Below are 24,333 nucleotides of genomic sequence, written 5' to 3' on the forward strand. Positions count from 1 at the left end.
CCAATCGAAACACTTTTGTTTCTAATCGGAATCTGACCGCGGTTAGGAAGTGTTGCTGGTTGATATGGCAGACGCATAGCCGCACACGGCTGGCGTAAAGTGCTTTGAAGAAAACGCCCGCTCGGCTACCATCGTTCTCATAGCGGTGCGCGGCGCCGCGTTTGATGCGGCGGAGGCTCGGGCAGTGTCGTTTTCATCACGTTCAACCCTGCCGTCCATCCGCTCGAAGACCGCCAAGCTGGTCCTCGCCTGCGCCTTGCCGACCCTGGTCGGCTTCGCCGCCCTGTCCTACGACTCCTTCCAGCGCGAGCATCAGAACCTGCTGCGCGACGCCGAACGGCTGGCGCAAAATGTGCTCCAGGCCGCCGAGCGCGATCTCGATGCCGGCGAAACCGCAGCCCGTGCCCTTGCCAGTTCGCCCAGCCTGACCAGCGGCGACCTGGCCGACTTCCACTATCAGGCGCGCAGCATCCTGGGCCCGGAATTCCCCGGCTACGCCTTCGTGCTGAGCGACCTCGATGGCAAGCCGCTGCTCAATACCCGCGTCGCCCACGGCCTGCCGCTGCCGCCGAACGGCAACCTCGAGACCATCCGCCAGGTGGCCGTCAGCGGCCTGGCCGCCACCTCGGACCTGTACCGCGCTACGCCGAGCGCCCCCTACACCGTCTCGGTCGAGGTGCCGGTGCGGCGCCACGGCGAGGTGGTGTACGTGCTGTCGGCCCAGTTGCGCCCCGAACGCTTCAATCAGCTGCTGGCCGACCAGCGCCTGCCGCCACGCTGGAACGCCCAGTTGTTCGACCGGCGCGACATCTTTGTCGCGCGCAGCATCGCTCCCGAAAAGTTCATCGGCGCGCTGGCGCGCCCGGAAATGGCCGACCTGGCGCACCGCGCCAATGCCGGCACGATGGAACTGACCTCGCGCGAAGGCGTGCGCGTCATCTCCAGCCTGCAGCGCTCACCCAGGCGTGGCTGGTACGCCACGGTCGCCCTGCCGCGCGACGCGGCCTATGAGGCCATGCGCGAGGCGCTGGCCAGCGTGTTCCTCAGCGTGGCCGCGCTGCTGGTGGTGGGCTTTGCCGCCGCGTGGAGCATCGGGGGCGTGATCGGGCGCTCGGTGCGTTCCCTGTGCGCGCCAGCGGCGGCGCTCGGCCGCGGCGAGCCGATGGCACTGCCGCCGATGCAGATCCGCGAAGTGGCCGACGTGGCCGGCGCCCTGCAGCACATGGACGGCGAGCTGCAGCGCTACCGCAACGACCTCGAAACCCTGGTCGCGGAACGCACCGGCGAACTGGAACGCGCCAACGCCCTGCTCGAAACCGTGTACGCGACCGCGCCGGTGGGCCTGGCCCTGCTCGACGCCGACCTGCGCATCGTCATGGTCAACGAGTACCTGGCGGCGGTCAACGCGATGCCGGTGGCCGCCCATCTGGGGCACACCCTGACCGAGCTGCTCGGCCCCCTCGGTGTCGAATACGAGCAGGCATACCGCCAGGTGCGCGATACCGGCCTGCCGATCAAGTCGGTGCACGAATCGCGCCCGGTGCCCGGCTCGCCCGATGTGGAAAGCCACTGGGTGACCAGCTACCATCCGGTGTTCGGCCCCGACCACGCGCTGGTCGGCATCAGCGCCGTGGTGCTCGATGTCAGCGAGCGCAAGCTGCTCTCGGATCGCCTGCGCGACGTCAACGAGCAGTTCCGCGCGCTATACGAAATGTCGGGCGACGCCCATATGCTGGTCGCCCAGGGCGCCGGTTTCATCGGCGGCAACCAGGCCGCGGTGCGCATCTATGGCTGCGCCACCATCGAGGAATTCCTGACCCTGTCGCCGGCCACCACCTCGCCCGAGTTCCAGCCGGACGGGCGCCGTTCCGACGAGAAGGCCGAACAGTTCATCCGCTACGCGATCGAAACGGGCAGCCATCATTTCGAGTGGCTGCACATGCGCCGCGACGGCACGCTGTTCAATGCCGACGTGCTCCTCACCAGCGTGAACATCGGCGGCAAGGGCATTTTGCAGTCGACCGTGCGCGATATCAGCGAGCGCGTGGCGGCCGAGAAGGCCCTGCGCGCCACCAGCGAGCGGCTCGAACAGAGCGAGCGCTTCATCCGCACCGTCACCGACAACGTGCCCGGCATGGTGGCCTACTGGGACGCGGAACTGCGCTGCCAGTTCGCCAACCGCCGCTACCTGGAGCTGTTCGGGCGCAGCGCCACCGGCATGACCGGCGCGCGCATGGATGATATTCTCGGCCCCGAAACGATGGCCGACATCGCGCCGCACCTGCGCGAGGTCCTGGACGGCAAGGCCACCCATTTTGCGCGCGACCTGCATGAGCCGTCCGGCGAGGTGCGCCATACCTGGGCCAATTACATCCCCGACTTCGATGAAGAAGGGGCGGTGCGCGGCTTCTATGTGCTCATTTCGGACGTGTCGGAACTCAAGCGCACCGAGTTGCGCCTGCAGTCGCTCAACGAGCAGCTGATCCAGGCGCTGGAACGGGCCGAATCGGCCAGCAGCGCGAAAAGCCAGTTCCTGGCCAATATGAGCCACGAAATCCGCACCCCGATGAATGCCATCATGGGCCTGGCGCGCCTGCTCGAGGAAGGGTCGCTGGAACGGCGCGAGCGCAGTTATGTCGCCAAGATCAAGATGTCGACCCGCTCGCTGATGGGCATCCTGAGCGACGTGCTCGATTTTTCCAAGATCGAAGCGGGCCAGCTGGTGCTCGAATCGTCGCCGTTCCCGCTGTGCCAGGTCCTCGACAGCATCTCGGTGCTGTTGTCGGCCAACGCCTGGAGCAAGGGCGTGGAACTGGTGTACGCGGTGGCGCCGGACGTGCCGCTGACCGTGGTGGGCGACGCGCTGCGGCTCGAACAGGTGCTGCTGAACCTGATCGGGAACGCCATCAAGTTCACCGAACAGGGCGAAGTGGTGCTGTCGATCACGCGCCGCAGCCAAGCCGATGGTGTGGTGGTGCTCGATTTCGCGGTACGCGACAGCGGCATCGGCATCGCGCGCGAGCAGCAGGAGCACATGTTCGACGCGTTTTCGCAAGGCGACACCTCGACCAGCCGCAAATACGGCGGCACCGGGCTGGGACTGGCGATCTGCCGCCGTCTGGTAGGGCTGATGGGCGGCACCCTGGGCGTGCGCAGCGAACTTGGCGCCGGCGCCGAGTTCCATTTCGATTCGGTCTTCGGCGCGGCCAAGGCCGACGACGTGGCCGTGCTGCCATCCCTGCCGCCCGGCGCGGTGCACTCGGTCCTGGTGGTGGACGACAACCGCAGTGCGCGCGATGCCGTTGTCCGCCTGTGCGCCAGCTTCGGATGGGTGGTCGACAGTGCCGCCAGCGGCGCCGAGGCGCTCGAACTGCTGCGCGCGGCCGGCCGCGCCGGCCCTCCCTACGATCTGATGTTCCTCGATACGGCGATGGCGGAGCTGGACGGCATCGCGGTGTTGACCTTCGCGCGCGCCGATCCGGCCATCGTCATGCCGCGCTGCGCGCTGATGGTGGCCGAGAGCGCGCGCGAGCAGCTGGTGGCACTGCAGGAAGACCTGAAACTGGACGCCATCATGAGCAAACCGGTGACGCGCCTTTCCCTGATAACGACGGCGATCGAGCTCCATACCGGGAAAGCGGCGCCCGATGCGGCGCCCGAGCTGCCGCTGGCGGGCCGTCTCAAGGGCATGTACGTGCTGCTGGTCGAAGATAACCAGATCAACCAGGAAGTGGCGAAGTACATCCTGCTGCACGCCGGCGCCGCGGTCGACATCGCGGGCAACGGGCGCATCGCGGTCAGCATGCTGGCCGATGCCCCCAGCCGCTACGATGCGGTGCTGATGGATATCCAGATGCCGGTCATGAATGGTTACGAGGCGGCCGAAGCGATCCGGCGCATGGGCGTCAAGGCGCTGCCGATCGTTGCAATGACCGCCAACGCGATGGAAGAGGACCGCCACCATGCCATCGCGGCGGGCATGAACGCCCATGTGGCCAAGCCGATCGACGTGGACAATCTGGTCAACACCCTGATCCGGGTCACGTCGGCGGGCGCTGTGCGCGAAGCCCATGCGCCCGGAAGCATGGGGCATGGGCCCAAGGCCGCGCTGCCCGACAGCGTGCGCGCGCTCGACATCCCGGGCATCGACCTGGCATCGACCCTGCCGCGCTTCGGTGGCAATATCGATAACTTTGTAACCTTGTTCAAGCGCTTCGAGAGTTCGCAGGGCCAGACCCTGGACGAGGTGCGCGCGCTGCTGCGCGGCGAGGAACGCCAGGAGGCGATCCAGCTGGTGCACCGCCTGCGCGGCGTGGCGGCCAACCTGGGGGCGAGCGAGCTGGCGGCGCTCGCCTTCGACTTTGAACAAGCCTTGCGCGGGGCCGGCAGCGCCGAACTGACGGTGCGCCTGGGGGCGCTCGACAAGGCGCTGCAGGCGGTGTTCGAGACCGCGCGCGCCCTGCCCGCGCCGGCGGCGGCCGGTGTGCAGCCGGGGGCACAAGACCCGGTACAAATAAACGCGGCGCTGGCGGATCTTCTGAGTTTGCTTCAGAATAACAATCTGAAGGCCATGGCGGCATTTGACGCATTGCGTCCGGTTCTGGACGCGGCCCTGGCCCCGGCGGTGGTGAGCGCGCTGGGCGATGCCGTCGCCACGCTCGGTTTTGCCAACGCCGCGCTGCAGGTGCAAGAGATTTTGAAACGAAGGGACCATGCATGAGTTGGACCGATATGGCGAGGAACGGGCGTATCCTGATCGTCGACGACGCGATGGAAAACATCCAGATCCTGCACCAGGCCTTGCAGGACGAGCACGACGTGCTGTTTGCGATGAACGGCGCCAAGGCGCTGCATATTGCCCAGAACCAGCGCCCCGACCTGATCCTGCTCGATGCGATGATGCCCGACATGGACGGTTACGCGGTGTGCAGGGCCTTGCGCGAGTCGGGAGCGACGCGCGACATTCCCATCATTTTCGTCACGGCGCTCAAGACCCCCGAGGATGAAACGCGCGCACTCGAAGCCGGCGCCGCCGATTTCATCACCAAGCCGGTCAACGCGGCGGTGGTGCGGGCACGCGTGCGCACCCAGCTGACGGTCAAGCGCCAGAGCGATGCGCTGCGCGAGCTGACCCTGACCGATGGCCTGACCGGGGTGGCCAACCGGCGCGGCTTCGACGAAGCGATGGATACCGAATGGCGGCGCTGCGCGCGCGCCCGCATGCCGATCGCGCTGATCATCGCCGATATCGACCATTTCAAGGCGTACAACGACGCGTATGGCCATCAGGCCGGCGACGACAGCCTGGTGCAGGTGGGAGGCGCGATGCGGCGCGCGGCGGCGCGGCCCCAGGATCTGGTGGCGCGCTACGGCGGCGAGGAATTCGTGATCCTGCTGCCGCAGGAAGACAAGCGCGGTGCCGAAGTGGTGGCCAGGAAGCTGCTCGACGAGATCGCGCTGCTGGCCATTCCGCATGAAAAATCAGGCGCGTCACCGTGGCTGACCCTGAGCATTGGGGTGGCCAGCCTGATGCCCGGCGATGGCCTGTTGCCGGGTGGGCTGATCAAGACGGCCGATGCGCTGCTGTATGAAGCCAAGGCGGGTGGGCGCAACCGCTACTGCCTACAGCCGGATTAAGACAAGCGCCGGGTTGTTCCCGCGCCAGGGCGGAACAACAAGATTGACGTCGGCTCAGAACTCTTCCCAATCATCCGTCCCCGCAGCGGCCACCTCGCGCTTGCGGCCAGCCGCCGGACTAGCCGCGCGCATGGGCCGCTCCACCGGCACCCTCGCCTCCACCTTGCGCGGCGCCGGCTTGGTCCGTCCGTCCGCCGCGCCGGCCGGCAGCTTGAACACACTGACCACGCCAGCGAGCGTTCCCGCCTGATCCTGCAGCGCTCCGGCGGCCGCCGCGGCTTCCTCCACCAGCGCGGCATTTTGCTGCGTCACCTCGTCCATCTGCGTGATCGCCCGGTTGATCTGCTCGATCCCGGCCGTCTGCTCCACGCTGGCCGCCGTGATCTCGCCCATCATGTCGGCCACGCTCTTGATACTCGTGACAATCGCCTGCATGGTCGATCCGGCACGGTCAACCAGCTCGCTGCCCTGCGCGACCTTGTCCACCGAGTCGTCGATCAGCATCTTGATTTCCTTGGCCGCCGCCGCCGAGCGCTGCGCCAGGTTGCGCACCTCGCTGGCCACCACCGCGAAGCCGCGTCCCTGTTCGCCCGCGCGCGCCGCTTCGACCGCCGCGTTGAGCGCCAGGATATTGGTCTGGAACGCGATCCCTTCGATCACGCTGATGATGTCGACAATCTTGCGCGAGGACTCGTTGATCGACCCCATCGTGTCGACCACCTGCGCCACCACCGAACCACCCTGCACCGCCACGTGCGAGGCCGAGATGGCCAGCTGGTTGGCCTGGCGCGCATTGTCGGCATTCTGCTTCACGGTCGACGTCAGCTGCTCCATCGACGACGCCGTCTCTTCCAGCGAACTGGCTTGCTGCTCGGTGCGCGTGGACAGATCGAAGTTGCCGCTGGCGATCTGGCTCGACGCGGTCGCAATCGCATCGGTGCCGCTGCGCACCTGGCTGACGATATTGCGCAAGCCGGCGTTCATGTCGCCCAGGGCATGCAGCAGCTGCCCCGTCTCGCTCGACGATCCGGGCGCAATGTGGGCGCTCAGGTCTCCCGCCGCCACCGTCCGGGCCACCTTGACCGCGTCATTGATTGGCCGCGTGATCGAACGCGTGATCCACCACGCGGCCACCACGCCGATCATGAGCGCCAGCGCGCCCTGCCACAGCATCATCGTTCGGGCGTCGGCGATGCTGTCCGAAACCGCGGCGCTGGCCGCTTCGGCCAGCCGCTTTTGCAGGGCGGCCAGGGCGGTAATGGACGTCTGCAGCGCGTCGAGCGCCGGCAGCGTCTCCGAGCGCATCAGGGTCGACGCTTCGTCACGCTGGCCTTCGGTGATCAGTTTGTCGACGCGCGAGTACGAGGCGACGTAGACGGCGCGCTCGCGCATCACCCTGGCCAGCAGTTCGCGCCCGTCGCGTGAATCGATCAGCTTCTCGAGCGTGGCCAGCGCGGTGGAGATCAGCTTCTTGTTCGCTTCGATGCGCTGGCGGACGTTGGCCAGCTGCGCCGGGTCGGTGACGATGAACAGTTCGAGCGTCCTGCGCGCATTGGCGCGCGTGCCGACGTTGATCTCGTTGGCCGCTTCGGCCTTGACCCACTCGTGGTCGACCATGCGCGCGGTGCTGGCGCCAGCGCTGTTGAGCAAGGTGATGCCGGTGGCGACCAGGGTCCCCATCAGCAGCAGCACAAGGCCGAAACCGGCCCCCAGACGAACACCGATCTTCAAGTTCGCAATTTTCATCCGGACTCCTGGCTGATGAGCACACGACAGAACAACGACAGCTACCCGTCAGCCCATACTAGTCCCATACGCGGCCGGGATTGGCCCGTGCATATTGATAGTTGCGGTGCCGGTTGGGGAGGTGCAGATGGCGGGACCGGCGGCCCCGCCGGGGAGGTCAGGAGTAGCGGCGCATCAGCAGTTCGGCCACGCACACCGGTTTGGCGCCACCCTCGTTCTCGACGACGACGCTCCATTCGAGCTGCGCGCCGCCTTCGATGGACTCGACCTGCTGCAAGGTCAGGCGCGCCCGGACACGGCTGCCGACCGGCACCGGAGCGGGGAAGCGCACTTTGTTGAGGCCATAGTTGACGACCATCTTCGCATCGACCATGCGCAACGTCCTGCCGAACAGGCCGGAAATGAGCGACAGTGTCAGGTAACCATGCGCCACCGGGCCGCCGAAGGGCGACTCGCGCGCGCAGCGTTCCTGGTCGACGTGGATCCACTGGTGGTCGTCGGTTGCGTCGGCGAACAGGTTAACGCGTTCCTGGGTGATTTCGAGCCAGTCCGACACGGCCAGCTCCTGCCCCACCAGCGCCTGCATGTCGGCCAGGCTGGAAAATTCACGCATTGCCGTCCTCCTTCGGGCGGCGCCCGAACATGCCCATGCCTTCGATCGTGCATGCCACCTCGCCGTGCTGGTTGACGGCCTGCCACGTCGACCAGACCACCCCGCGGTCGGGACGCGAGCTCGATGGCTTGAGCGCCGTGGTGATGTAGCTGACGGTGAGCGTGTCGCCGGCGCGCACCGGCTGCAGCCAGCGCACCTTGTCCAGTCCCGGAGAGCCCATGCTCGACGAGGTGCCCAGCACGCTGTCGACCACCATGCGCATCATCATGCTGCAGGTATGCCAGCCGCTGGCGATCACGCCGCCGAAAATGGACGCCGTGGCCGCGTCGTGGTCGACGTGAAAAGGCTGCGGGTCGAACTGGGTGGCAAAGGCGATGATTTCTTCCTCAGTCACGGTGCGGCTGCCGACCGGAATCTCCTGGCCGACGTAAAAGTCCTCGAAATACCATGTGGTCGTGGTCATGCCATGTCGCCCGCGGCGAAACCCGGCTGCGCGATGAAGCGCTGCAGGTGGTGGTCGGAGTCGCCCAGCGAGAGTTCGATCATGGTGAGCCGCTTGAAGTGGTGCGCGGCCGGCAGTTCGTCGGTCACGCCCATGCCGCCGTGCAGCTGGACCGCCTGCTGGCCGACGAACTTGAGCGCCTGGCCGACGCGGAACTTGGCCGCCGACACGGTGCGGCGGCGTTCTTCCGCGTCCGTTGACGCAAGGCGCACCGCGGCCAGCAGCGCCATCGAGCGCGCCTGCTCCAGGTGAATGTACATGTCGGCCATGCGATGCTGCAGCGCCTGGAATTTGCCGATCGGCGCGCCGAACTGGGTGCGCGTCTTGAGGTAGTCGAGCGTGGCGGCAAAAATGGCTTCCATCGCGCCCAGCGCTTCGGCGCACAGCAGGCCCGCGCCGTAATCGGCGCCGGCGTCGAGCAGGTCCCAGCCCTGGCCTTCAAGGCCGATCAGGTTCTCGAGCGGGACCTGGACGTTGGCGAAGGTGATGTCGGCGGCGCGCTGGCCGTCGAGCGTGCGGTAGTCGCGCACGGCCACGCCGGCGGAATCGAGCGGCACCACGAACAGCGACACACCGTCCGCGCCGCGCTGGGGACCGCCGCTGCGCGCCGAGACAATCAGGCTGCCGGCCTGGGCGCCGTGAATCACCACGCTCTTGTGGCCATTGAGCGTAAAGCCGCCGCCACTGGCCAGCGCCGTGGTGGCGATGTCGGACAGGTCGTGGCGCGACTGTTTTTCAGCCAGCGCGCAGGCCAGTTTGAGTTCGCCGCCGGCCACTTGCGCCAGCAGATCGGGATGCTTGCCGCCCAATGCGAGGAAATGCGCACCGAGCACGGTGGCGAAATACGGTTCGACCACCAGAGCGCGCCCCAGCTCCTGCATGACGACGAACATGTCGACCGCCGTGCCATTGAAGCCGCCCTGCTCTTCCGGCACCGGCAAGGCCAGCATGCCCAGTTCCGCCAGCGCGGCCCATGCGGCGTCGGAGGTGCCCGCGCTTGAACGAACGATTTTCTTGCGCGTCTCGAAGCTGTAGTCCTTGGTCACCCAGCGCTTGAGGGCATCGGCGAAGGCCAGCTGTTCTTCCTTGAAGTTGAAATCCATGTTCAGTCCCTCACAGGCCCAGGATCATCTGGGTGATGATATTGCGTTGAATCTCGTTCGAGCCGCCATAGATGGAGGTCTTGCGGAAATTGAAGTAGTGCGCGGCCAGCGGCGCGGCGTCGTCGTCGCCGAAGACGCTGTGCGGCGTCTCCGATTCGAGGTAGGCGGGGTCGAACGGCAGCGCCATCGGACCGACCGCTTCGACCATCAGTTCGGTCAGCGTCTGCTGGATTTCGGTGCCGCGCACCTTGAGCACCGACGCTTCCGGACCGGGCGCCTTGTGCTCCTGCGCCAGCACGCGCATGACGGTCATCTCCAGCGCCATCAGTTCGATTTCGAGGGTGGCCACCTTGGCGGCGAACAGCGGGTCGCCGATCAGCGGCTTGCCGTTCTTGCTGCGCTGCGCGGCGATGCGCTTGAGGGTGGCCAGTTCGCGCTTGGAGCGGCCCACGGCGGCGATGCCGGTGCGTTCGTGGCCGAGCAGGTATTTGGCGTAGGTCCAGCCCTTGTTTTCCTTGCCGACCAGGTTTTGCACCGGCACGCGCACGTTATCGAAGAAGACTTCGTTCACTTCGTGGTCTTCGTCGAGCATGATGATCGGGCGGACCGTCACGCCGGGGCTGTGCATGTCGATCAGGAGGAAGGAAATGCCTTCCTGCTTGCGCACGCCGCTGTCGGTGCGCACCAGGCAGAAGATCATGTCGGCATGCTGGGCCAGGGTGGTCCAGGTTTTCTGGCCGTTGACCACGTAAACGTCGCCATCGCGTTCGGCGGTGGTCTTGAGCGACGCGAGGTCGGAGCCGGCGCCCGGTTCCGAGTAGCCCTGGCACCACCAATCCTCGCACGACAGGATACGCGGCAGGAAGTGGGCTTTCTGTTCGTCGCTGCCGAAGGCCATGATAACCGGGGCGACCATATTCACGCCGAACGGCAGGATCGGCGGGGTGCCGGCGCGGGCGCATTCTTCTTCCCAGATGTGGCGCTGCACGGCGCTCCAGCCAGGGCCGCCGAATTCGGTGGGCCAGCCCGGCGCCACCCAGCCTTGCTTGGCCAGGGTCTGGTGCCAGCGCACGTAGTCGTCCTTCGACAGGCGCAGATGCTTGCGCACCTTGTGCTGCAGATCGGCCGGAAGATGGGCGTCGAGGAAGGCGCGCGCTTGGTCGCGGAACGCCAGGTCCTCGCTCGTATAGTTCAGGTCCATACAGTCTCCTTGTTGTTATCGCCTAAAAATAGCACGACCGTTCACAATGATTGTACCCGAAAAAATCGCGCCGGGAAGACGGCTTTTGCCGACCTCAATATCGGCCCACGCGGCATGCCGCGAGGCGGTAAACTGCGAGTTCAGATCACCTCGAGCGACAATTCAATGAGAACAGACAGCCGCCTTTCCCGCGTGCTCCATGTGCTGCTGCACATGGCCAGGCATGACGGGCCTTTGACATCGGAACACATCGCGAAGATGCTCGATACGAATCCCGTGGTGGTGCGGCGCACCATGGCCGGCTTGCGCGAAGCGGGCTACGTGACGTCCGGTGCGGGCAAGCACGGCGGCTGGTCGATGGCGTGCGATTTGGGGTCGGTGACGCTGCTCGACATTCATCGCGCGGTGGGCGGGCCGCATCTGTTTGCAATTGGCGTGGATAACGACCATCCAAATTGCGCCGTGGAACAGGTGGTCAACCAGGCGCTGGGAGACGCGCTGCGCCGGGCGGAGGCGATTCTGATCGAGAGCCTGGGTAATGTCGTGCTGGCGGACCTGGCGCAGCAGTTCGACCAGTTGTGCGTGGACGGTGGATGGGACAAGACGGCGCGGCATGCAGTACCGGGCCGCGCCGGCTAGCCCATGAGCGCGTCTGTCGTCAGATCATGGACCGGCCGGTGTCCTGGCAGTAATTACCCAAAAGTGGCCAGGACGCTACGACATGCTGTTAAACCGTTATGATCACGGAACTTTTCCACGCAACAGCCATGCGCCATCTTTGCCAGTGAGTAAGCGACCGGATCCTCACCGTCGTCCAGGGGAAACATCAGACCTTACGGTCGTTTATGCCAGACAGGATACATGCCCGTGAACTTGATCTTGGAAAGAACTGAACAGGTCGCCTTTTTCACGAACATGAGAGAGGTGTTGGCTGCTGCGGGCATCGCCGCTCAAGACTACGACTGGTATCTCAGTAACATTGAAACCAATTTCACGCCACCGGGATTCTCCGCCGACGATCAATGGATGGGCGGCGAGGCGTTGGCATGCCTGCTTCGGGAACATGATGTCCAGTTTATCTGGGCAGTCTTCAGTGCTGTGGCAAAAGGCTTTCGGTCCGGCGTAACGGCCGCGCCCTTCGTAGATGGCAATCCTGATTACTGGAACGGCGCACAGGTCATCCCTCAACTGGACGGCGCTCTATTCGAAATCGCCTGCTGGGACAGCAGTGCGACGATACTCATCAACCTTCCGGCGCACGCTCAGCGCTCGTTCATTGCCACATTTTCCGACACCCAGCCGCTACCAGGAGGCCGGACGGCACGGCAATAAAAGCTCCCATGCCATTTACCTTATGCCATCCGGCCATCGTGATTCCCTTGCATCGATATGCAAGCGATGTCACCTCCCTGCCGGCGCTGGTGATCGGCAGCATGATGCCGGATTTCGTCTACTTCTTTGCCTTTGGCGTCAGTGGCAGCTTCAGTCACAGCGTGCCCGGGATATTCCTGTATTGCGTCCCCGTCGGCGCCCTGGTCTTTCTGCTCTATTACGCACTGTTGAGGCAGGCATTCCTTGCCTGGTTGCCGCAGGATGTCAGCGCGCGCATGGCGTGGCAAATTCCCATGCCCTTGCAAAGTGTGCGAGCGGCATCGGTCATGCTCGGTTCACTGGCAATCGGCGCGTCGACCCATATATTCTGGGATACTTTCACTCACCCGGATACGCTCCTTGTCTCCCGCCTCAAACTGCTAAGCACGCTTGTGTCGGTCGGCGGCCACGATATACCCGTATTCAAAGTTCTTCAGCACGCGAGCAGCCTGGTGGGGCTCATCGTTATCGCCAGCTGTACCGCCGCCTGGTTTTCACGCAGCAAGCCCGGCCCGGCTCCTCAACCATGTTTCAGCGACCGGCAGCGGCTCCTGGCCGTGGCCACCGTTGGGGCTGCAAGCGCGCTTGGGGGCGCATGGGGCTTACTGTTTCAACGCGTAACACCGACTCAACACCAAATTTTCAACATGGTCACCACGGGCATGGCTTCAGGAGCAATCGCCATCGTGCTCGTTTGCGTCGCCTGGACAGCACACGTCCGTATTCGGACGCGGGCACGCTGAGGCCACACCGAGGAGGACGTCAGCGGCCTGGGGACGATGTTCTGCCCCCTTGGCAAGATGCTATGCTGAGCGCAACGGCCGGGTTCGGCCGAACGCGGACGTTTCCTCAACAAAAACCAGCAGGAACGGCCTGATACAAGCGACTGTCGTCATGTTGTCGTCACTTTGCCGGGGTATTGCCGCAGGCGATACGTGGAGCTTTCCGTCGTTTAAATGGATCATGCAGTTGCCTCCACCATACAAGACTTTGAATAGCATAAAGAATGATGATCAATTCCGCGTTAGTGAAAAAACTTAGAACAGAAAAGTCCTGGTCACAGGAGGAACTGGCAACTGCGTCAGGACTGAATCTGCGAACGGTGCAGCGAATCGAAACAGAGGCGACCGCTTCGCTGCAATCGAAAAAGGCGCTAGCTGCGGTATTCGACATTGCTGTCAAAGACCTTGAACAGATGGAATTACCCACTATGCAAACGCACGAATACAAAACTATTACTATCGAGTGGAAGCAGGGATTTTTTGCTGGCATCAAGTCAGCGCCGTTGCCTGACCTTACGGCAATCCTAAACAAGGAGGGTCAGGAAGGTTGGCGTTTGGTACAGATTCTGCCGCGCGATCTGCTGATGTCGAACACAGTAGAGAAATTGGTAGCAATCTTTGAACGGCCGATAATAAGCTGATATTGATATCAGGAATTATCACGCCTGACATTCTATAAAGCGTTGCTTCGGCTCGAAGTCATCGATAGCGATAATGAGCAGCGCGACCTTGCTGAGGGTACTGCAGGCGCCGTTCGTATGTGCCCATCGCCTGCGCGCTGCGCAGGCTGGCCATCAGCTGAGTCTGGGTGGTGAACAGCACGTCATAGCCCTGGCGCGCGGCAGGGACTGCGCAAGGTGGCTTTTGCCGGTGCAGCAGAGCCCGGCGATAAGCTCGGCCACCTTGTCGTCGATGAATCGACAGGTGGCCAGGTCATGGACGGCGGCGCGGTTCAAGCCCGGCAAGCGGTCGAAGTCGAACCCGTCGAGCGTCCTCTGGTTGCGGAAGTTGGCGCGCCGCATGATCACTGGGCGGACACGCATCGATCTCGAAGCCATAGCCGTTCGCGCACTCGCCATACGAGCGCTGCGCTTCAGGTTCATACACGCAGGCCCGCGTGATCGCGCCCTTGACGTTATCGATCATCACGCGCAGGGGCACGCCGCCGAACCACTCGAAGGCACGCCGATGGCAGCCGAGCCAGCTAGCCACCGTCTGCTCAGCCCCAGTGAAACTCGATCAAATGCTCGTCAACGGCAGCATGGATAACTATCGAAAGCAGTGCGAATACTATCCAGCTTATCTCACACGCACGGAAATGAACCTGAAAGTCTCGCGGAAAGACATTTTGTGGTCGATTCGACGCGGCACTCAAGAACGAATAACGGTGCCGCCGGCCAGATCCAGGACTCACGGCGCATTGAGTAAAAGACCAGGCACCGGAACAGACACCCGCGCTCCCGCCATGCGGCGCCCCCCCCCAGACATCAGCAAGTAAACGACGACGGGGCCCATCAGGCCCCGTCGTCGGAAATTACTTCATGCCTGCTCAGTTACTTGGCGGCCGGCAGGTAAGGCATCAGGCGCGCAGCCATGCGCGTATCGGTCCTGAGCATCTCGATCTCGTCGGCCAGGATGTGCGCCGCTTCCTGCAGCATCACGTCCTTGGCATCCTTGGCCGCTTTTTCGGCGGCCAGTTCGGATGCCAGATTACGCTCGTCGGCCTGCAAGCCATCGTCCTGACGGTTCGGCTTGGTAGTGGCGGCCTTGGCTGTCTTGGCCGGCGGCACCAGCTTGCTGCGCGCATCCTTGGCGTCGAGCAGATCGGCCGGCTCGTCGGTCACGGCGGCGCGCAGGGCGACCTGGCGTGCCTCGCGCTGTTTGGCTTTGGCTTCGAGCGCATCGCGTTCCTTGCGGCGCACGGCTTCGTTCAGGGAGATCACGTTATCCTTGCGCAACTTACGCAATTCCGCCATGTCTTCCTGCAGGTACTGGAAGTCCTTGTCCTTGGCGATGCGCGCTTCGTGACGCTTTTGCAGCGGAGCAACCAACTGCTTGACGTTGCCCGACGGCGTGAACGGCACCGGCTTGATCGCTACCCACGGCAAGGCATTCTCGTAGCTCGACTCGCCGAAGCCTTCCGGATCGGAGGTCACCGGCATCTTGATGTCGGGCGTAACGCCGCGCAACTGCGTGGTGCCACCGTTGATGCGGAAAAACTGCGCAATCGTCATCTTGAGTTCGCCGTAGCGTGCTTTTTCGCCCGGGTTGCCACGGTCGAGGTTGACCAGGGTCTGGACGGTACCCTTGCCGAAGCTCGGTTCGCCCAGCACCAGGCCGCGGCCGTAGTCCTGGATGGCGGCGGCGAAAATTTCCGACGCCGATGCGGAGCCGCGGTTGATCAGCACGCCCATCGGACCATCCCAGGCCAGGCCCGGCTGGACGTCGCTCTCGACCTCGACACGTCCTTCGGCGCTGCGCTGCATGACGACCGGGCCTTTGTCGATGAACAAGCCGGTCAGTTCGACCGCTTCGCCCAGGGCGCCGCCGCCATTGTTGCGCAGGTCGATCAGCACATTGTCGACTTTTTCTTTCTTGAGTTCGCCGAGGATGCGGGCCACGTCGCGCGTAGCGCTCTTGTAGTCCTTGTCGCCGCGGCGGCGCGCCTCGAAGTCGAGGTAGAACGTCGGCAGCGAAATCACGCCCACCCGGCGCTTGACGCCGCCTTCCTTGACTTCGATGATGGTTTTCTTCGCGGCCTGCTCTTCCATATTGATTTTCTTGCGCACCAGGGCCACCGTGACGGTCTTGCCATCGGTACCGGCATCGACCGGCAGCACGTTCAGGCGCACCACCGATTCCTTCGGACCACGGATCAGCTGGACCACGTCATCGATGCGCCAGCCGAGCACGTCGGTGAAGCCCGGCGAATCGGCCTGGGCCACGCCGACGATGCGGTCGCCCACCTTCAGCTTGCCGGACATGCCGGCCGGGCTGCCCACCACGATTTCGCGGATGACGGTGTAGTCTTCGCGCTGCTGCAGCACGGCGCCGATGCCATCGAGCGACAGGCGCATGGCGATGGCAAAGTTGTCAGCCGATCGCGGGCCGAGGTAGTTGGTGTGCGGCTCGATCGAGGTGGCGTAGGCGTTCATGAAGGTCATGAACACGTCTTCGCTGTCGACCTTGCTCATGCGGCCGACGTAGTTTTCATAGCGCTTGTCGAGCGTTTCGCGGATCGACTTATCATCCTTGCCAGCCAGCTTGAGACGCAGCCAGTCGTTCTTGACGCGCTTGCGCCACAGATCGCGTGCTTCTTCCACGTTTTTCGGCCAGGCGGCTTTTTCGCGGTCGATCTGGAAGGTTTCGTCGACGGTGAAGTCGAACTTGCCCTTGAGCAGTTCACGCGAATAGGCAAAGCGCTCGTTGAAGCGCTGCTGGTACAGGCTGTACATGGAAAACGGCGTGACCAGGTTTTCTGTCCTGATCGCGTCGTCGAGCTTGGTGCGCACATTGTCGAACGAGTCGACATCGCTCTGCAGGAAATGCAGGCGGTCGCCATCGAGCGACTTGAGGTAGCGGTCGAAAATCTTTTCCGACATCGCATCGTCGAGCGGCGTGACCTTGTAATGGTGGCGTCCAAAGACGGTGGCGGCCCAGGCCGCGGCCTGCGTTTGCGTCGCAACCGGCCGCAGCTGGGTGGTGCCTACCTTGACAGGCTGCGGGACTGCCGCGTGTGTCGTCGCGGCAAATGCCAGTGCGACCATCAACATGTGCTTCTTCATTCGTTGTCTCTCCGAGCGGGAACTGGTGTTATCTGCGGGCGAAACCGTGCACTGCAAGGGCGCCCAGCCGCTAAATCGGCTACTGCTGCTGATTCTAACAGGATAGTGGCGTGGGGCTGAGCCAGCCAGCGCGTTGGCGCGAAACCGAGCTTACGGGCTGGGGGCGGTACGGGTTCATGGATTTACAAATTGAAACAGGTGCGGCCGGAAGTGAAACACCAGCCAGGCCGCGCCGGCGATGATAAACAGATACGGCCAGGAGCGTACTGCGATACGCCAATCAACCATCGATGGCCAGAACGACAGGAACTGGGGCGCCAGCGCCAGCGCGATGAACAGGTCGCGCGTGTCGAACTGCCACGCTTGGCGCGTGCGCCACCAGGCCACGCAGAACGGCAGCAGCACGATCACCAGCGGCGCCAGCGCCGCCGGGGCGGCGTTATACCAGCGCACCCGGGTCAGCGTTACCGATCCGAGCTCCCAGTGCCGCCCTACCCTGCGCGGAATCACGGTGAACGAGGCGGGCCGCGCGCCCGTCAGCAGGCCGGCCACGAAGTGCGCCAGTTCATGGCAGATGGTGCCGGCAACGGTGAACAGGAAGAAAAATGGATGGGCGCCGGCCAGCACCCGGATCACCAGCGCCAGCGCGACCGAGGGCGCGAGGTAGAGGAGAATCTCTTTCATGGGGCCGCTATCGGCAATGCGGCGGGAAATTGTCCGGCGTTCATCGCCGAACTTATACCATAGACCAGCCCGACAGAACGCCGGCATGCTATCGTGCGCGGCCCGGTCATGCCTTTCCGAGCTGCACCGAGCTTGTCGCCATGCCAGGGTTGCCGTGATCGATCCGCCGGCGCCGACCGCCGGATCGCGTGCTGGCCCACTGCTGCCCCGGCGTCACCGTGCCGGCTGCACACCTGAGTGCACTAGTAAAACTGACATTCCCAGCGCCACTGCCCGTCGGGCGAGCGGTGGAAGTAGCCGATCCCATTGTCGCCCCACATCCAGCCGACCTTCTCTTCCGACCCGACCTGGAACACGAAGTCATGGTGGCCGACGCCGTGCTGGATTTCGTACGGGTAGCCGCCGACCTTGGTGCCCATATGGCGCAAGAAATCGTCGAAAAAGGCGTCGGATGCGGCCTCGTCGTCGTTGACCGCTGCCAGATCGACAACTTCCCAGGCACCCTCCCAGCCCGGCGCATCGTCATCCACGCGCATCCAGCGGATGGGAAAGGGCCGGAAGGGATGCGCCACCTCGGGGAGCGCAACCAGGCCGTCGAGGCGCGCGTATTCGCGGATCAGCCATCCTTCCCCATGCGGCAGATCGAACGGATGGCGCGACCGATTCTGGAACAGCACCAGCAGCGCGACGTCGCGCAACTGCGGGGGCACGAACGGCAGTTCGCTGACCCGGATCTGCAGCAGCGGGAACATCGCAGCGCCTTCAAATTCGGGCAATGTCTCGTGCGGCAAGCCGACGCCGCGCGCGAACCACGATGTCAGCGGGTCCTGCGGTGGACGAAAACCGCCGGCGGTGGCCAGCGACGCGCTGCGCAGCGCCTGGCGCAGCCGGTCCAGTTGGGCGCGGGCGGCAGGATTCATGCGGCAGCGTAGCGCAGGTCCAGGGCGAGCATGAGGCGCTGGACATCGGCGGCATAAAAGCCCGATGAATTGAGCGTATTGATTTCGACGATCTTCATGCCGTTCGCGCAGTCGCAGGCGTCGATGACGAATGCGTCGTGAGGCGACCATTCGCCGATGCGCGCGCGGACGAATTGCGTGAGCCGCTCATCGACATCGCTCGAATACATCACCTCGCTGCCGCGTTTGTACAGCGATTGGGTGACGATGTCGCCGCCGACAACCCAGAAACGGTATTCGGCGTAAATGGCCACTGGGCGGGATAACTGGATCAGGGTATCCGGCGCCAGGCTGGTGGCGTGATTGGCGGCCGGATCGCAGACAGCGCTTTGCCAGGCCCTAAATGCGTTTGCATCGAACACGCGCCCCGAAAAGTACTTGGAATCGTTGATCGGGCGGACGAACATCTGTTCCCCGCTGAAGCGCGCGTCGCGCACCGTGGTGACGACGGCGCCGGCATTGAGCATATGATCGCCCCAGTGCGCCCGCTGCTGCTCGAAATCCTGCGCATACAGGTCGAATACGCCGGGAGTCCAGCCGTGTTTCGCCGCCACGTGGCGCATCGAATACGAGCCGATGCAAATGACGTTGGTGTGATCTACCTCTGGTGGCGGCAGCAGCCCGCCGGTTTTCGGCACCACCGCGTGCACGGAATAGCCGATGCCGAACCGTTCCAGGTTGGCGATCAGGGCGTCCCAGCCGGTTTCGGACAGAAACCCGTCCTGCAGGATCCAATGCACGCTATAACCTTTGTGCGTTCACGACGGACGGCCGGTGCGGTTGCCGAACGACAGCCGGCGTGCCGCGGCGCGTGCCTCATAATCGGTATCGCCCAGCAGCTTGGCTTTCTGTTCCGCGAATTCCTCTTCGGTAAGCAAGCCGCTGCTCATCAACTCGCCAAGCTTCTTGATTTCATCGGCGACGGCTCCCAGCGGCACCGGCGGCGCTGCGGGAGTGTTGACCGCCGCCCGGCGCGCCATGCGCTCCTCTTCATTGCGATTGGCTTGATCGATAATCACGTTCATGAGCGAGAACCAGCGCCTGGCCGAGGCAGCCTTGTCGGTATACTGCCGGCTATTCTTCGGCGTCTGGGCGTTAAGAAAAGTAAGACTCAGCGGCGGCGCGGTGGTCCTGCTCACTACCAGGCGCAATTCGAGCACCCGCGCCGAATTTGCGGCGGAATTGACCCAACTCCCCTTCTCGCCGGGATGCGGAAAACTGCTTCTGGACGCCATCATGAGCGACATACCGTCTTCAATCAGCTCGGCACTGAACAGGTCGTCGTACGGAAACAAACGGGTTGGCAGATTTTTGCCGTCCGCGGTAATGAGGCAGATTTTCCCGCTCACTTCGTCAATGCCGACGCCGGTTTTTTGGTCGATGCCGACGACATGCTGCGTCACCCTGAGCCCGGCTGCGGCCATCGCCGCCACGAAGGCTTTTTCGCGCTGGCTTGCCCTGACGGCGCCCACGAGTAGCCACAATGCCAATGCCCCGACAATCAGGCCCAACCACATACCTATGCTCACGACGGCTCCTGGACGAAAGTCGGGTAGTCGGCAAGGCCGCCGCGACGACCACGCGCACAAAATAATATCCCCGATGGTCGTGGCGCCTGAAAAACAGGCGGCATCGCAGCGGGGATGGAAATGGAATAACAGGGTGCGGCACCCGGCTGCATCAGCCGGATGCCGTCAAAGCGCGCTATTTATAGAACGCTTCGACCGTTCCCTTGAGTTTGATGAGCATCGGATGGCCCTTGCGGTCGAGGCTTTTGCCAGCCGGAATCTTGATCCAGCCTTCGCTGATGCAGTATTCCTCGACATTCAGGTGTTCTTTGCCGTTGAGCGTGATGCCGACGTCGCGTTCGAAAGCGTCAGCATTATGAAAAGGGCTGCGCGGATCGATCGACAGGCGGTCGGGCAATGGGGGGAGTGTAGTGGTATCGTTCATGGGCGAATTATCCACCAGATCGGCGCGCAGTACAACGGGCTTTGTGGCGCGCTTTTGCATCAATGGCAAGTATGGCATCATGCGCCTTTCGGGCGAGATGCCCAACTTAAAAGGAAATCATGACAGCACTCACACGGTTCAGCGATGCGGAAGACGCCATGCACGAGGGCCGCCACGACGACGCGCTGCAAGGCTTTATCTGGCTCTACCAGCACGCGCTGGCAGAAGATCCGTCGCTGGAAGAAATGCGCTATTACCTGGTCGGCATGTGGGTCGAACTGGGCCGGGCCTATCCCAAGGCGCTCGACGCACTGCGCACCATCCGCAGCGACAAGGCCAAGGCCCTGCTGGCCGGCGAAAACGACCGCGAACTCTTTTGGGATATTGTCATCATCGATTCGGAACTCGGTGATACGGCAGCGACTTATCAATTCTATAAAGCGCTGGCCGATGCTTCGCCGGTGTTTGCCGCCGAGTGCGCGCTGATTGCCATGCCGGCAATTGTCGAGGCACAAGACTACGCCCTGGCGGCAAAACTGATGCCGCCGGCGGAGCCGTTCGTACGCGAGATGGCGCGCGTGCTCGAACAGGACATTGCGGCAATCAGGCAGCGTCCGTTTTCGCACGCACCGGAGCGGCGCGCCGAAATCACCACCTACGTCACCGAGGTTCAGCGGGTACTCACCGTTCTGGCCGGAAATGGCGAACCGGACGAAGCGGCCCGTATCAAAACGCTGGCGGTCAGCCTGATCAAAAGCCCGTCCGTACGCAGGGACGTTGCGGCCGGCTTGAGCAAGCGTTCCATGCCGCCACGCTCGTCACGGCGTTAGGCACGACACGGCGGATTTATGCTGCCGCATAGAGTTGCAGCAGCGCTTCCTCGTTTGCCGCGTCGGCAATATGCAACAGGACCGTCTGCTTCAGTTCGACCACCGGATGCGCCGCATCGTGCTTGCAAAAGCCGAACACCTCCTCGATCGGATCGTCCACGTGCCACGAAGTGGGAATGAAGTGCTGGTCGGGGATATCGCCGAAGTCGAACGCTTCGATATTGGCCATATCGACCGCGTCGTCCCAGGAACTGCAATCGACGCCCCATGCGATCATGTAGCGGCAACCGGATTTGACAATCCAGTCGCTGACCTGCGATTGCCATTCCGGCGGCACGGCGGCATCGGCGACGACCACCATTTTGTACGGCGCCGGCTGCACGCGCCCGCTGGGCGTATCGCCCGGCGCAAGATGAATATAGGTGACGGGATGAGACATGCAAACACCTCCTTACCCACGGGGCTTTCTAGCCCGCGTAAAAACACCGGCCGCAAGCCTGGCGGTACTGCTCGTTTCCGCCAATACTGACCTGCTCGCCTTCCCTGATCCGCTTGCCCTGCCCGTCCACGCGAATATTCATCGTGGCTTTCTTGCCGCAGGTGCAGATATTTTTCAATTCTTCGATATCGTCGGCCAGCGCCAGTAAATAGGCCGACCCCGGAAACGGCTCGCCGCGAAAATCGCTGCGCAAGCCGTAGCAAATCACCGGCACGCCCCTGATTTGCGCCAGCTGGTGCAATTGCTGCACCTGGGCGGTCGATAAAAACTGCGCTTCGTCGACCAGCACGCAAGCCACGCGCGGCGCATCGTTCAGGAAATCGGTCGCGCCATCGAACATATCGACTTCGCGCTGCGGCCCCAGGCGTGATGTAACCTGCCCCACGCCATAGCGGCTGTCGATCGCGGCCGTGTACAGCTTGACCTGCTGGCCCTGCTCTTCATAGTTATGCGCGACCTGCAGCAGTGCTGTCGATTTGCCGGCGTTCATCGCCGAATACCTGAAATAAAGTTTTGCCACTGCGTGTTCCCACCAATTGAAGCGCGTCATTATAGCAAGCGCAACCGCCCTGCTTGTTGCACCTTAGCATAAGCGAGTGAAATCGACGACGACCTTTCCGGGCGCATGGCCGCTGTGGGATTCCTCCATCGCCTGCGCCAGGGCATCGAAGGCGACCACCCTGGCGATGGTCGAGCGCAGGCTGCCTGCGGCCACCATCGCGGCGATCTCGGTCAGCTGCTGCTGGTGCGGCACCATCATGAACCACAGGCCGCGCTGTCCGGCGGGTGCGCGCCCTACGATGTCCGGCGCGGCCGTGCTGACGATGGCGCCGCCGTCGGCGAGCACCTGCCAGGAGCGCTCCAGCGCATCGCCGCCGACCAGGTCGAGCACCAGGTCGACACCGCGCACCTGCTCCTCGAAGCGTTCGGCGTGGCGGTCGATGACGCGGTCGGCGCCCAGTGCCAGGACATGCTCGCGGCTCGAGGCCGACGCTGTCGCCACCACCACGGCGCCCGCCGCCTTTGCAAACTGCACCGCGAAGCTGCCTACTCCGCCGGCCGCGCCGTGGATCAGCACCTGCTGGCCGGGCCGCAGCGGGCCGGCGGCGCGCAAAGCCTGCCACGCGGTCAGGCTGGCCACCGGCAGCGCCGCGGCCTGCGTGAAATCCATCGCCTGCGGCACCAGCGCCAGCTTGTCCGCCGCAATCGCGACCACGTCGGCATAGGCGCCAAGCCTGCCCAACGGGCCCATGACCCGGTCGCCCGGCGCAAACCCGGTCACGCCAGCGCCGAGCGCCATCACCTCGCCAGCCAGTTCGATGCCGAGCGTTGCGGGCAGCGGCAGCGGGAACGCCGCCTGCAGGTATCCCTGGCGGATCTTCCAGTCCAGCGCATTGACGCCGGCCGCGTGCACCTTTACCAGCACCTCGCCGGCGCCCGGCGCGGGTACGTCGATCTGGTCAACCTGCACAACGTCGGCGCCGCCGTAACCGTGAATGCGAACGGCGCGGCTCATGCTGCTTCTCCCAGCGTCGGGTAATCGGTGTAGCCTGCCGGTCCGGGCGAATAAAAGGTCGACTGGTCGGGCGTGTTGAGCGGCGCGTCCAGGCGGAAGCGCTGCACCAGATCGGGATTGGCCAGATACAGGCCACCGAACACCGCGGCGTCGGCACGCTGCTCGCCGATGACGGCTTCGGCGCCCGGTTTCGCCAGTCCGCCACCGTGCAGGTAGGCGCCGGCAAACAGGGGCCGCAGCGCCGCATGGTAGTCGAACGACGTCTTGAACAGCGCCACGTGCAGGTAGGCCAGTTTAAGCGGCGCCAGTTGCTGCACCAGATAGCGGTAGGTCTCCTGCGGCGTGGCGTCGCTGATGTCGTTAAAGCCCATCTCAGGCGAGATCTTGATCCCGACCCGCTCGCCACCGGCTTCGCTCACCATCGCGGCCAGCACGTCGAGAATGAAGCGTGCCCGGTTTTCGACCGAGCCGCCATATTGGTCGGTGCGCTCATTGGTCGACGAGGACAGGAACTGCTCCGGCAAATAGCCCGATGCCGCGTGCAGTTCGACCCCGTCGAAGCCTGCGGCGAGGGCGTTGCGGGTCGCCACGCGGTACTCCTCGACGACCTGCTGCACCTCGCTGGTGGTCAGCGCGTGCGGCTGCGCCAGTTCCAGCGGTCCGGCGTCGGTATAGACCGTGCCGGTCGCCTTGATCGCGGATGGCGCCACGGGCGCGGCGCCGTCCGGCAGCAGCGTCGGATGCGAGATGCGCCCGCAATGCATCAGCTGCATGAAGATCCGCCCACCTTTGCCGTGCACCGCATCGGTGACCTTCTTCCACGCGGCGATCTGTTCGCCGTTATGAATGCCGGGCGTGCGCACGTAACCCTTGCCCATCGGGCCGGGCCAGGTGCCTTCGGTGATCAACAGGCCGGCGTCGGCGCGCTGTTCGTAATAGGTGATGGTCGCCGCGGAAGGCACGCCGCTGGCAGCGTCGGCGCGCGAACGGGTCATGGGCGCCATGACGACGCGGTTAGGCAAGGTGAGGTGGCCGAGTTCGAGCGGGGTGAATAGCGTGTTCATCTGATTCCCTTTTGGCTGAGTGAGAACCCATGGTACATTGATGCGTCAATGCGATAAATAGCCACGAATGGGATTCACTGATGCATAA

23 protein-coding genes are annotated in these 24,333 nt (G+C 63.9%); 7 read left to right on the forward strand and 16 right to left on the reverse strand.

Features of this window, described 5'->3' with window-relative positions; translation table 11 throughout:
* Positions 1–184: 184 nt before the first annotated feature.
* Positions 185–4,720 carry a response regulator gene (locus tag RBA40_RS18845; protein ID WP_306649296.1) on the forward strand — a complete coding sequence of 1,512 codons (4,536 nt, stop codon included), beginning with the start codon at positions 185–187 and terminating at the stop codon, positions 4,718–4,720.
* Complete coding sequence (locus RBA40_RS18850) at positions 4,717–5,637, forward strand: diguanylate cyclase (RefSeq protein ID WP_306649297.1); 921 nt, start codon at positions 4,717–4,719, stop codon at positions 5,635–5,637. The genes RBA40_RS18845 and RBA40_RS18850 overlap by 4 nt, the downstream gene beginning before the upstream one ends.
* Positions 5,638–5,691: 54 nt before the next feature.
* On the opposite strand, the gene RBA40_RS18855 is transcribed toward RBA40_RS18850, so the two are convergent.
* From RBA40_RS18855 to RBA40_RS18875, 5 genes are all read right to left on the reverse strand, one after another.
* Entirely contained in the window at positions 5,692–7,383 is a 1,692-nt protein-coding gene (locus RBA40_RS18855) for a methyl-accepting chemotaxis protein (protein WP_306649298.1), read from the reverse strand.
* A 157-nt stretch (positions 7,384–7,540) separates the two neighbouring features.
* Positions 7,541–7,996 (reverse strand): MaoC family dehydratase, encoded by a 456-nt coding sequence (locus RBA40_RS18860; protein ID WP_306649299.1) that lies wholly within the window; start codon positions 7,994–7,996, stop codon positions 7,541–7,543.
* On the reverse strand, positions 7,989–8,459 hold the full coding sequence (locus tag RBA40_RS18865) for a MaoC family dehydratase (protein ID WP_306649300.1): 471 nt from the start codon (positions 8,457–8,459) through the stop codon (positions 7,989–7,991). Before RBA40_RS18865 ends, RBA40_RS18860 begins: the two co-directional genes overlap by 8 nt.
* On the reverse strand, positions 8,456–9,601 hold the full coding sequence (locus RBA40_RS18870) for an acyl-CoA dehydrogenase family protein (protein ID WP_306649301.1): 1,146 nt from the start codon (positions 9,599–9,601) through the stop codon (positions 8,456–8,458). The genes RBA40_RS18865 and RBA40_RS18870 overlap by 4 nt, the downstream gene beginning before the upstream one ends.
* Before the next feature lie 10 nt (positions 9,602–9,611).
* Complete coding sequence (locus tag RBA40_RS18875; protein WP_306649302.1) at positions 9,612–10,802, reverse strand: acyl-CoA dehydrogenase family protein; 1,191 nt, start codon at positions 10,800–10,802, stop codon at positions 9,612–9,614.
* 165 nt (positions 10,803–10,967) lie between these two features.
* On the opposite strand from RBA40_RS18875, the gene RBA40_RS18880 reads away from it, so the two are divergent.
* The 4 genes from RBA40_RS18880 to RBA40_RS18895 all read left to right on the forward strand — a co-directional run bounded on the left by RBA40_RS18880 (position 10,968) and on the right by RBA40_RS18895 (position 13,596).
* Positions 10,968–11,441, forward strand: a complete 474-nt coding sequence (locus RBA40_RS18880; protein ID WP_306649303.1) for an Rrf2 family transcriptional regulator — start codon at positions 10,968–10,970, stop codon at positions 11,439–11,441.
* A gap of 228 nt (positions 11,442–11,669) precedes the next feature.
* Positions 11,670–12,134, forward strand: coding sequence for a hypothetical protein (locus RBA40_RS18885; RefSeq protein ID WP_306649304.1), 465 nt, complete (start codon positions 11,670–11,672; stop codon positions 12,132–12,134).
* An 8-nt stretch (positions 12,135–12,142) separates the two neighbouring features.
* Positions 12,143–12,916 carry a DUF4184 family protein gene (locus RBA40_RS18890; RefSeq protein ID WP_306649305.1) on the forward strand — a complete coding sequence of 258 codons (774 nt, stop codon included), beginning with the start codon at positions 12,143–12,145 and terminating at the stop codon, positions 12,914–12,916.
* A 263-nt stretch (positions 12,917–13,179) separates the two neighbouring features.
* Positions 13,180–13,596: a DUF4177 domain-containing protein gene (locus RBA40_RS18895; protein WP_306649306.1), complete on the forward strand. Its 417-nt coding sequence runs from the start codon at positions 13,180–13,182 to the stop codon at positions 13,594–13,596.
* A gap of 153 nt (positions 13,597–13,749) precedes the next feature.
* On the opposite strand, the gene RBA40_RS18900 is transcribed toward RBA40_RS18895, so the two are convergent.
* From RBA40_RS18900 to RBA40_RS18935, 7 genes are all read right to left on the reverse strand, one after another.
* A complete protein-coding gene (locus tag RBA40_RS18900; RefSeq protein WP_374710518.1) occupies positions 13,750–13,998 on the reverse strand; it encodes an ATP-binding protein in 249 nt (82 codons plus the stop codon).
* A 510-nt stretch (positions 13,999–14,508) separates the two neighbouring features.
* The gene (locus tag RBA40_RS18910; RefSeq protein ID WP_306649308.1) at positions 14,509–16,740 is read right to left on the reverse strand and encodes a carboxy terminal-processing peptidase; all 2,232 of its coding nucleotides are present in this window, start codon (positions 16,738–16,740) and stop codon (positions 14,509–14,511) included.
* 174 nt (positions 16,741–16,914) lie between these two features.
* The gene (locus tag RBA40_RS18915) at positions 16,915–17,424 is read right to left on the reverse strand and encodes a hypothetical protein (RefSeq protein ID WP_306649309.1); all 510 of its coding nucleotides are present in this window, start codon (positions 17,422–17,424) and stop codon (positions 16,915–16,917) included.
* 242 nt (positions 17,425–17,666) lie between these two features.
* Complete coding sequence (locus RBA40_RS18920) at positions 17,667–18,344, reverse strand: DUF1963 domain-containing protein (RefSeq protein ID WP_306649311.1); 678 nt, start codon at positions 18,342–18,344, stop codon at positions 17,667–17,669.
* Positions 18,341–19,123: an ATP-grasp domain-containing protein gene (locus RBA40_RS18925; RefSeq protein ID WP_306649312.1), complete on the reverse strand. Its 783-nt coding sequence runs from the start codon at positions 19,121–19,123 to the stop codon at positions 18,341–18,343. Before RBA40_RS18925 ends, RBA40_RS18920 begins: the two co-directional genes overlap by 4 nt.
* An 18-nt stretch (positions 19,124–19,141) precedes the next feature.
* Positions 19,142–19,912 carry an SHOCT domain-containing protein gene (locus tag RBA40_RS18930; protein WP_306649313.1) on the reverse strand — a complete coding sequence of 257 codons (771 nt, stop codon included), beginning with the start codon at positions 19,910–19,912 and terminating at the stop codon, positions 19,142–19,144.
* 175 nt (positions 19,913–20,087) lie between these two features.
* Positions 20,088–20,336: a DUF3297 family protein gene (locus RBA40_RS18935; protein ID WP_099882783.1), complete on the reverse strand. Its 249-nt coding sequence runs from the start codon at positions 20,334–20,336 to the stop codon at positions 20,088–20,090.
* 119 nt (positions 20,337–20,455) lie between these two features.
* Here RBA40_RS18935 and RBA40_RS18940 point away from each other — a divergent pair, with 119 nt between their 5' ends.
* Positions 20,456–21,166 (forward strand): hypothetical protein, encoded by a 711-nt coding sequence (locus RBA40_RS18940; RefSeq protein ID WP_306649314.1) that lies wholly within the window; start codon positions 20,456–20,458, stop codon positions 21,164–21,166.
* 16 nt (positions 21,167–21,182) lie between these two features.
* Here RBA40_RS18940 and RBA40_RS18945 read toward each other — a convergent pair whose 3' ends face one another.
* From RBA40_RS18945 to RBA40_RS18960, 4 genes are all read right to left on the reverse strand, one after another.
* Positions 21,183–21,605, reverse strand: coding sequence for a DUF7684 family protein (locus tag RBA40_RS18945; RefSeq protein ID WP_306649315.1), 423 nt, complete (start codon positions 21,603–21,605; stop codon positions 21,183–21,185).
* A gap of 28 nt (positions 21,606–21,633) precedes the next feature.
* Positions 21,634–22,185: a thymidine kinase gene (locus RBA40_RS18950; protein WP_099882787.1), complete on the reverse strand. Its 552-nt coding sequence runs from the start codon at positions 22,183–22,185 to the stop codon at positions 21,634–21,636.
* Between the two features lie 63 nt (positions 22,186–22,248).
* Positions 22,249–23,181: an NADP-dependent oxidoreductase gene (locus RBA40_RS18955; protein ID WP_306649316.1), complete on the reverse strand. Its 933-nt coding sequence runs from the start codon at positions 23,179–23,181 to the stop codon at positions 22,249–22,251.
* A complete protein-coding gene (locus RBA40_RS18960) occupies positions 23,178–24,245 on the reverse strand; it encodes an alkene reductase (RefSeq protein WP_306649317.1) in 1,068 nt (355 codons plus the stop codon). Before RBA40_RS18960 ends, RBA40_RS18955 begins: the two co-directional genes overlap by 4 nt.
* Between the last annotated feature and the right edge of the window lie 88 nt (positions 24,246–24,333).

The sequence above is a fragment of the Massilia pseudoviolaceinigra genome (genome assembly GCF_030846505.1).
GTDB lineage: Bacteria > Pseudomonadota > Gammaproteobacteria > Burkholderiales > Burkholderiaceae_D > Telluria_A > Telluria_A violaceinigra.

Bases quoted from the DNA above. Each gene is read 5' to 3' on its own strand.
- RBA40_RS18850 (WP_306649297.1), top strand. From the start codon at position 4,717: ATGAGTTGGACCGATATGGCGAGGAACGGGCGTATCCTGATCGTCGAC.
- RBA40_RS18855 (WP_306649298.1), bottom strand. From the start codon at position 7,383: ATGAAAATTGCGAACTTGAAGATCGGTGTTCGTCTGGGGGCCGGTTTC.
- RBA40_RS18860 (WP_306649299.1), bottom strand. From the start codon at position 7,996: ATGCGTGAATTTTCCAGCCTGGCCGACATGCAGGCGCTGGTGGGGCAG.
- RBA40_RS18865 (WP_306649300.1), bottom strand. From the start codon at position 8,459: ATGACCACGACCACATGGTATTTCGAGGACTTTTACGTCGGCCAGGAG.
- RBA40_RS18870 (WP_306649301.1), bottom strand. From the start codon at position 9,601: ATGGATTTCAACTTCAAGGAAGAACAGCTGGCCTTCGCCGATGCCCTC.
- RBA40_RS18875 (WP_306649302.1), bottom strand. From the start codon at position 10,802: ATGGACCTGAACTATACGAGCGAGGACCTGGCGTTCCGCGACCAAGCG.
- RBA40_RS18880 (WP_306649303.1), top strand. From the start codon at position 10,968: ATGAGAACAGACAGCCGCCTTTCCCGCGTGCTCCATGTGCTGCTGCAC.
- RBA40_RS18890 (WP_306649305.1), top strand. From the start codon at position 12,143: ATGCCATTTACCTTATGCCATCCGGCCATCGTGATTCCCTTGCATCGA.
- RBA40_RS18895 (WP_306649306.1), top strand. From the start codon at position 13,180: ATGATGATCAATTCCGCGTTAGTGAAAAAACTTAGAACAGAAAAGTCC.
- RBA40_RS18900 (WP_374710518.1), bottom strand. From the start codon at position 13,998: ATGCGTGTCCGCCCAGTGATCATGCGGCGCGCCAACTTCCGCAACCAG.
- RBA40_RS18910 (WP_306649308.1), bottom strand. From the start codon at position 16,740: ATGAAGAAGCACATGTTGATGGTCGCACTGGCATTTGCCGCGACGACA.
- RBA40_RS18915 (WP_306649309.1), bottom strand. From the start codon at position 17,424: ATGAAAGAGATTCTCCTCTACCTCGCGCCCTCGGTCGCGCTGGCGCTG.
- RBA40_RS18920 (WP_306649311.1), bottom strand. From the start codon at position 18,344: ATGAATCCTGCCGCCCGCGCCCAACTGGACCGGCTGCGCCAGGCGCTG.
- RBA40_RS18935 (WP_099882783.1), bottom strand. From the start codon at position 20,336: ATGAACGATACCACTACACTCCCCCCATTGCCCGACCGCCTGTCGATC.
- RBA40_RS18940 (WP_306649314.1), top strand. From the start codon at position 20,456: ATGACAGCACTCACACGGTTCAGCGATGCGGAAGACGCCATGCACGAG.
- RBA40_RS18945 (WP_306649315.1), bottom strand. From the start codon at position 21,605: ATGTCTCATCCCGTCACCTATATTCATCTTGCGCCGGGCGATACGCCC.
- RBA40_RS18955 (WP_306649316.1), bottom strand. From the start codon at position 23,181: ATGAGCCGCGCCGTTCGCATTCACGGTTACGGCGGCGCCGACGTTGTG.
- RBA40_RS18960 (WP_306649317.1), bottom strand. From the start codon at position 24,245: ATGAACACGCTATTCACCCCGCTCGAACTCGGCCACCTCACCTTGCCT.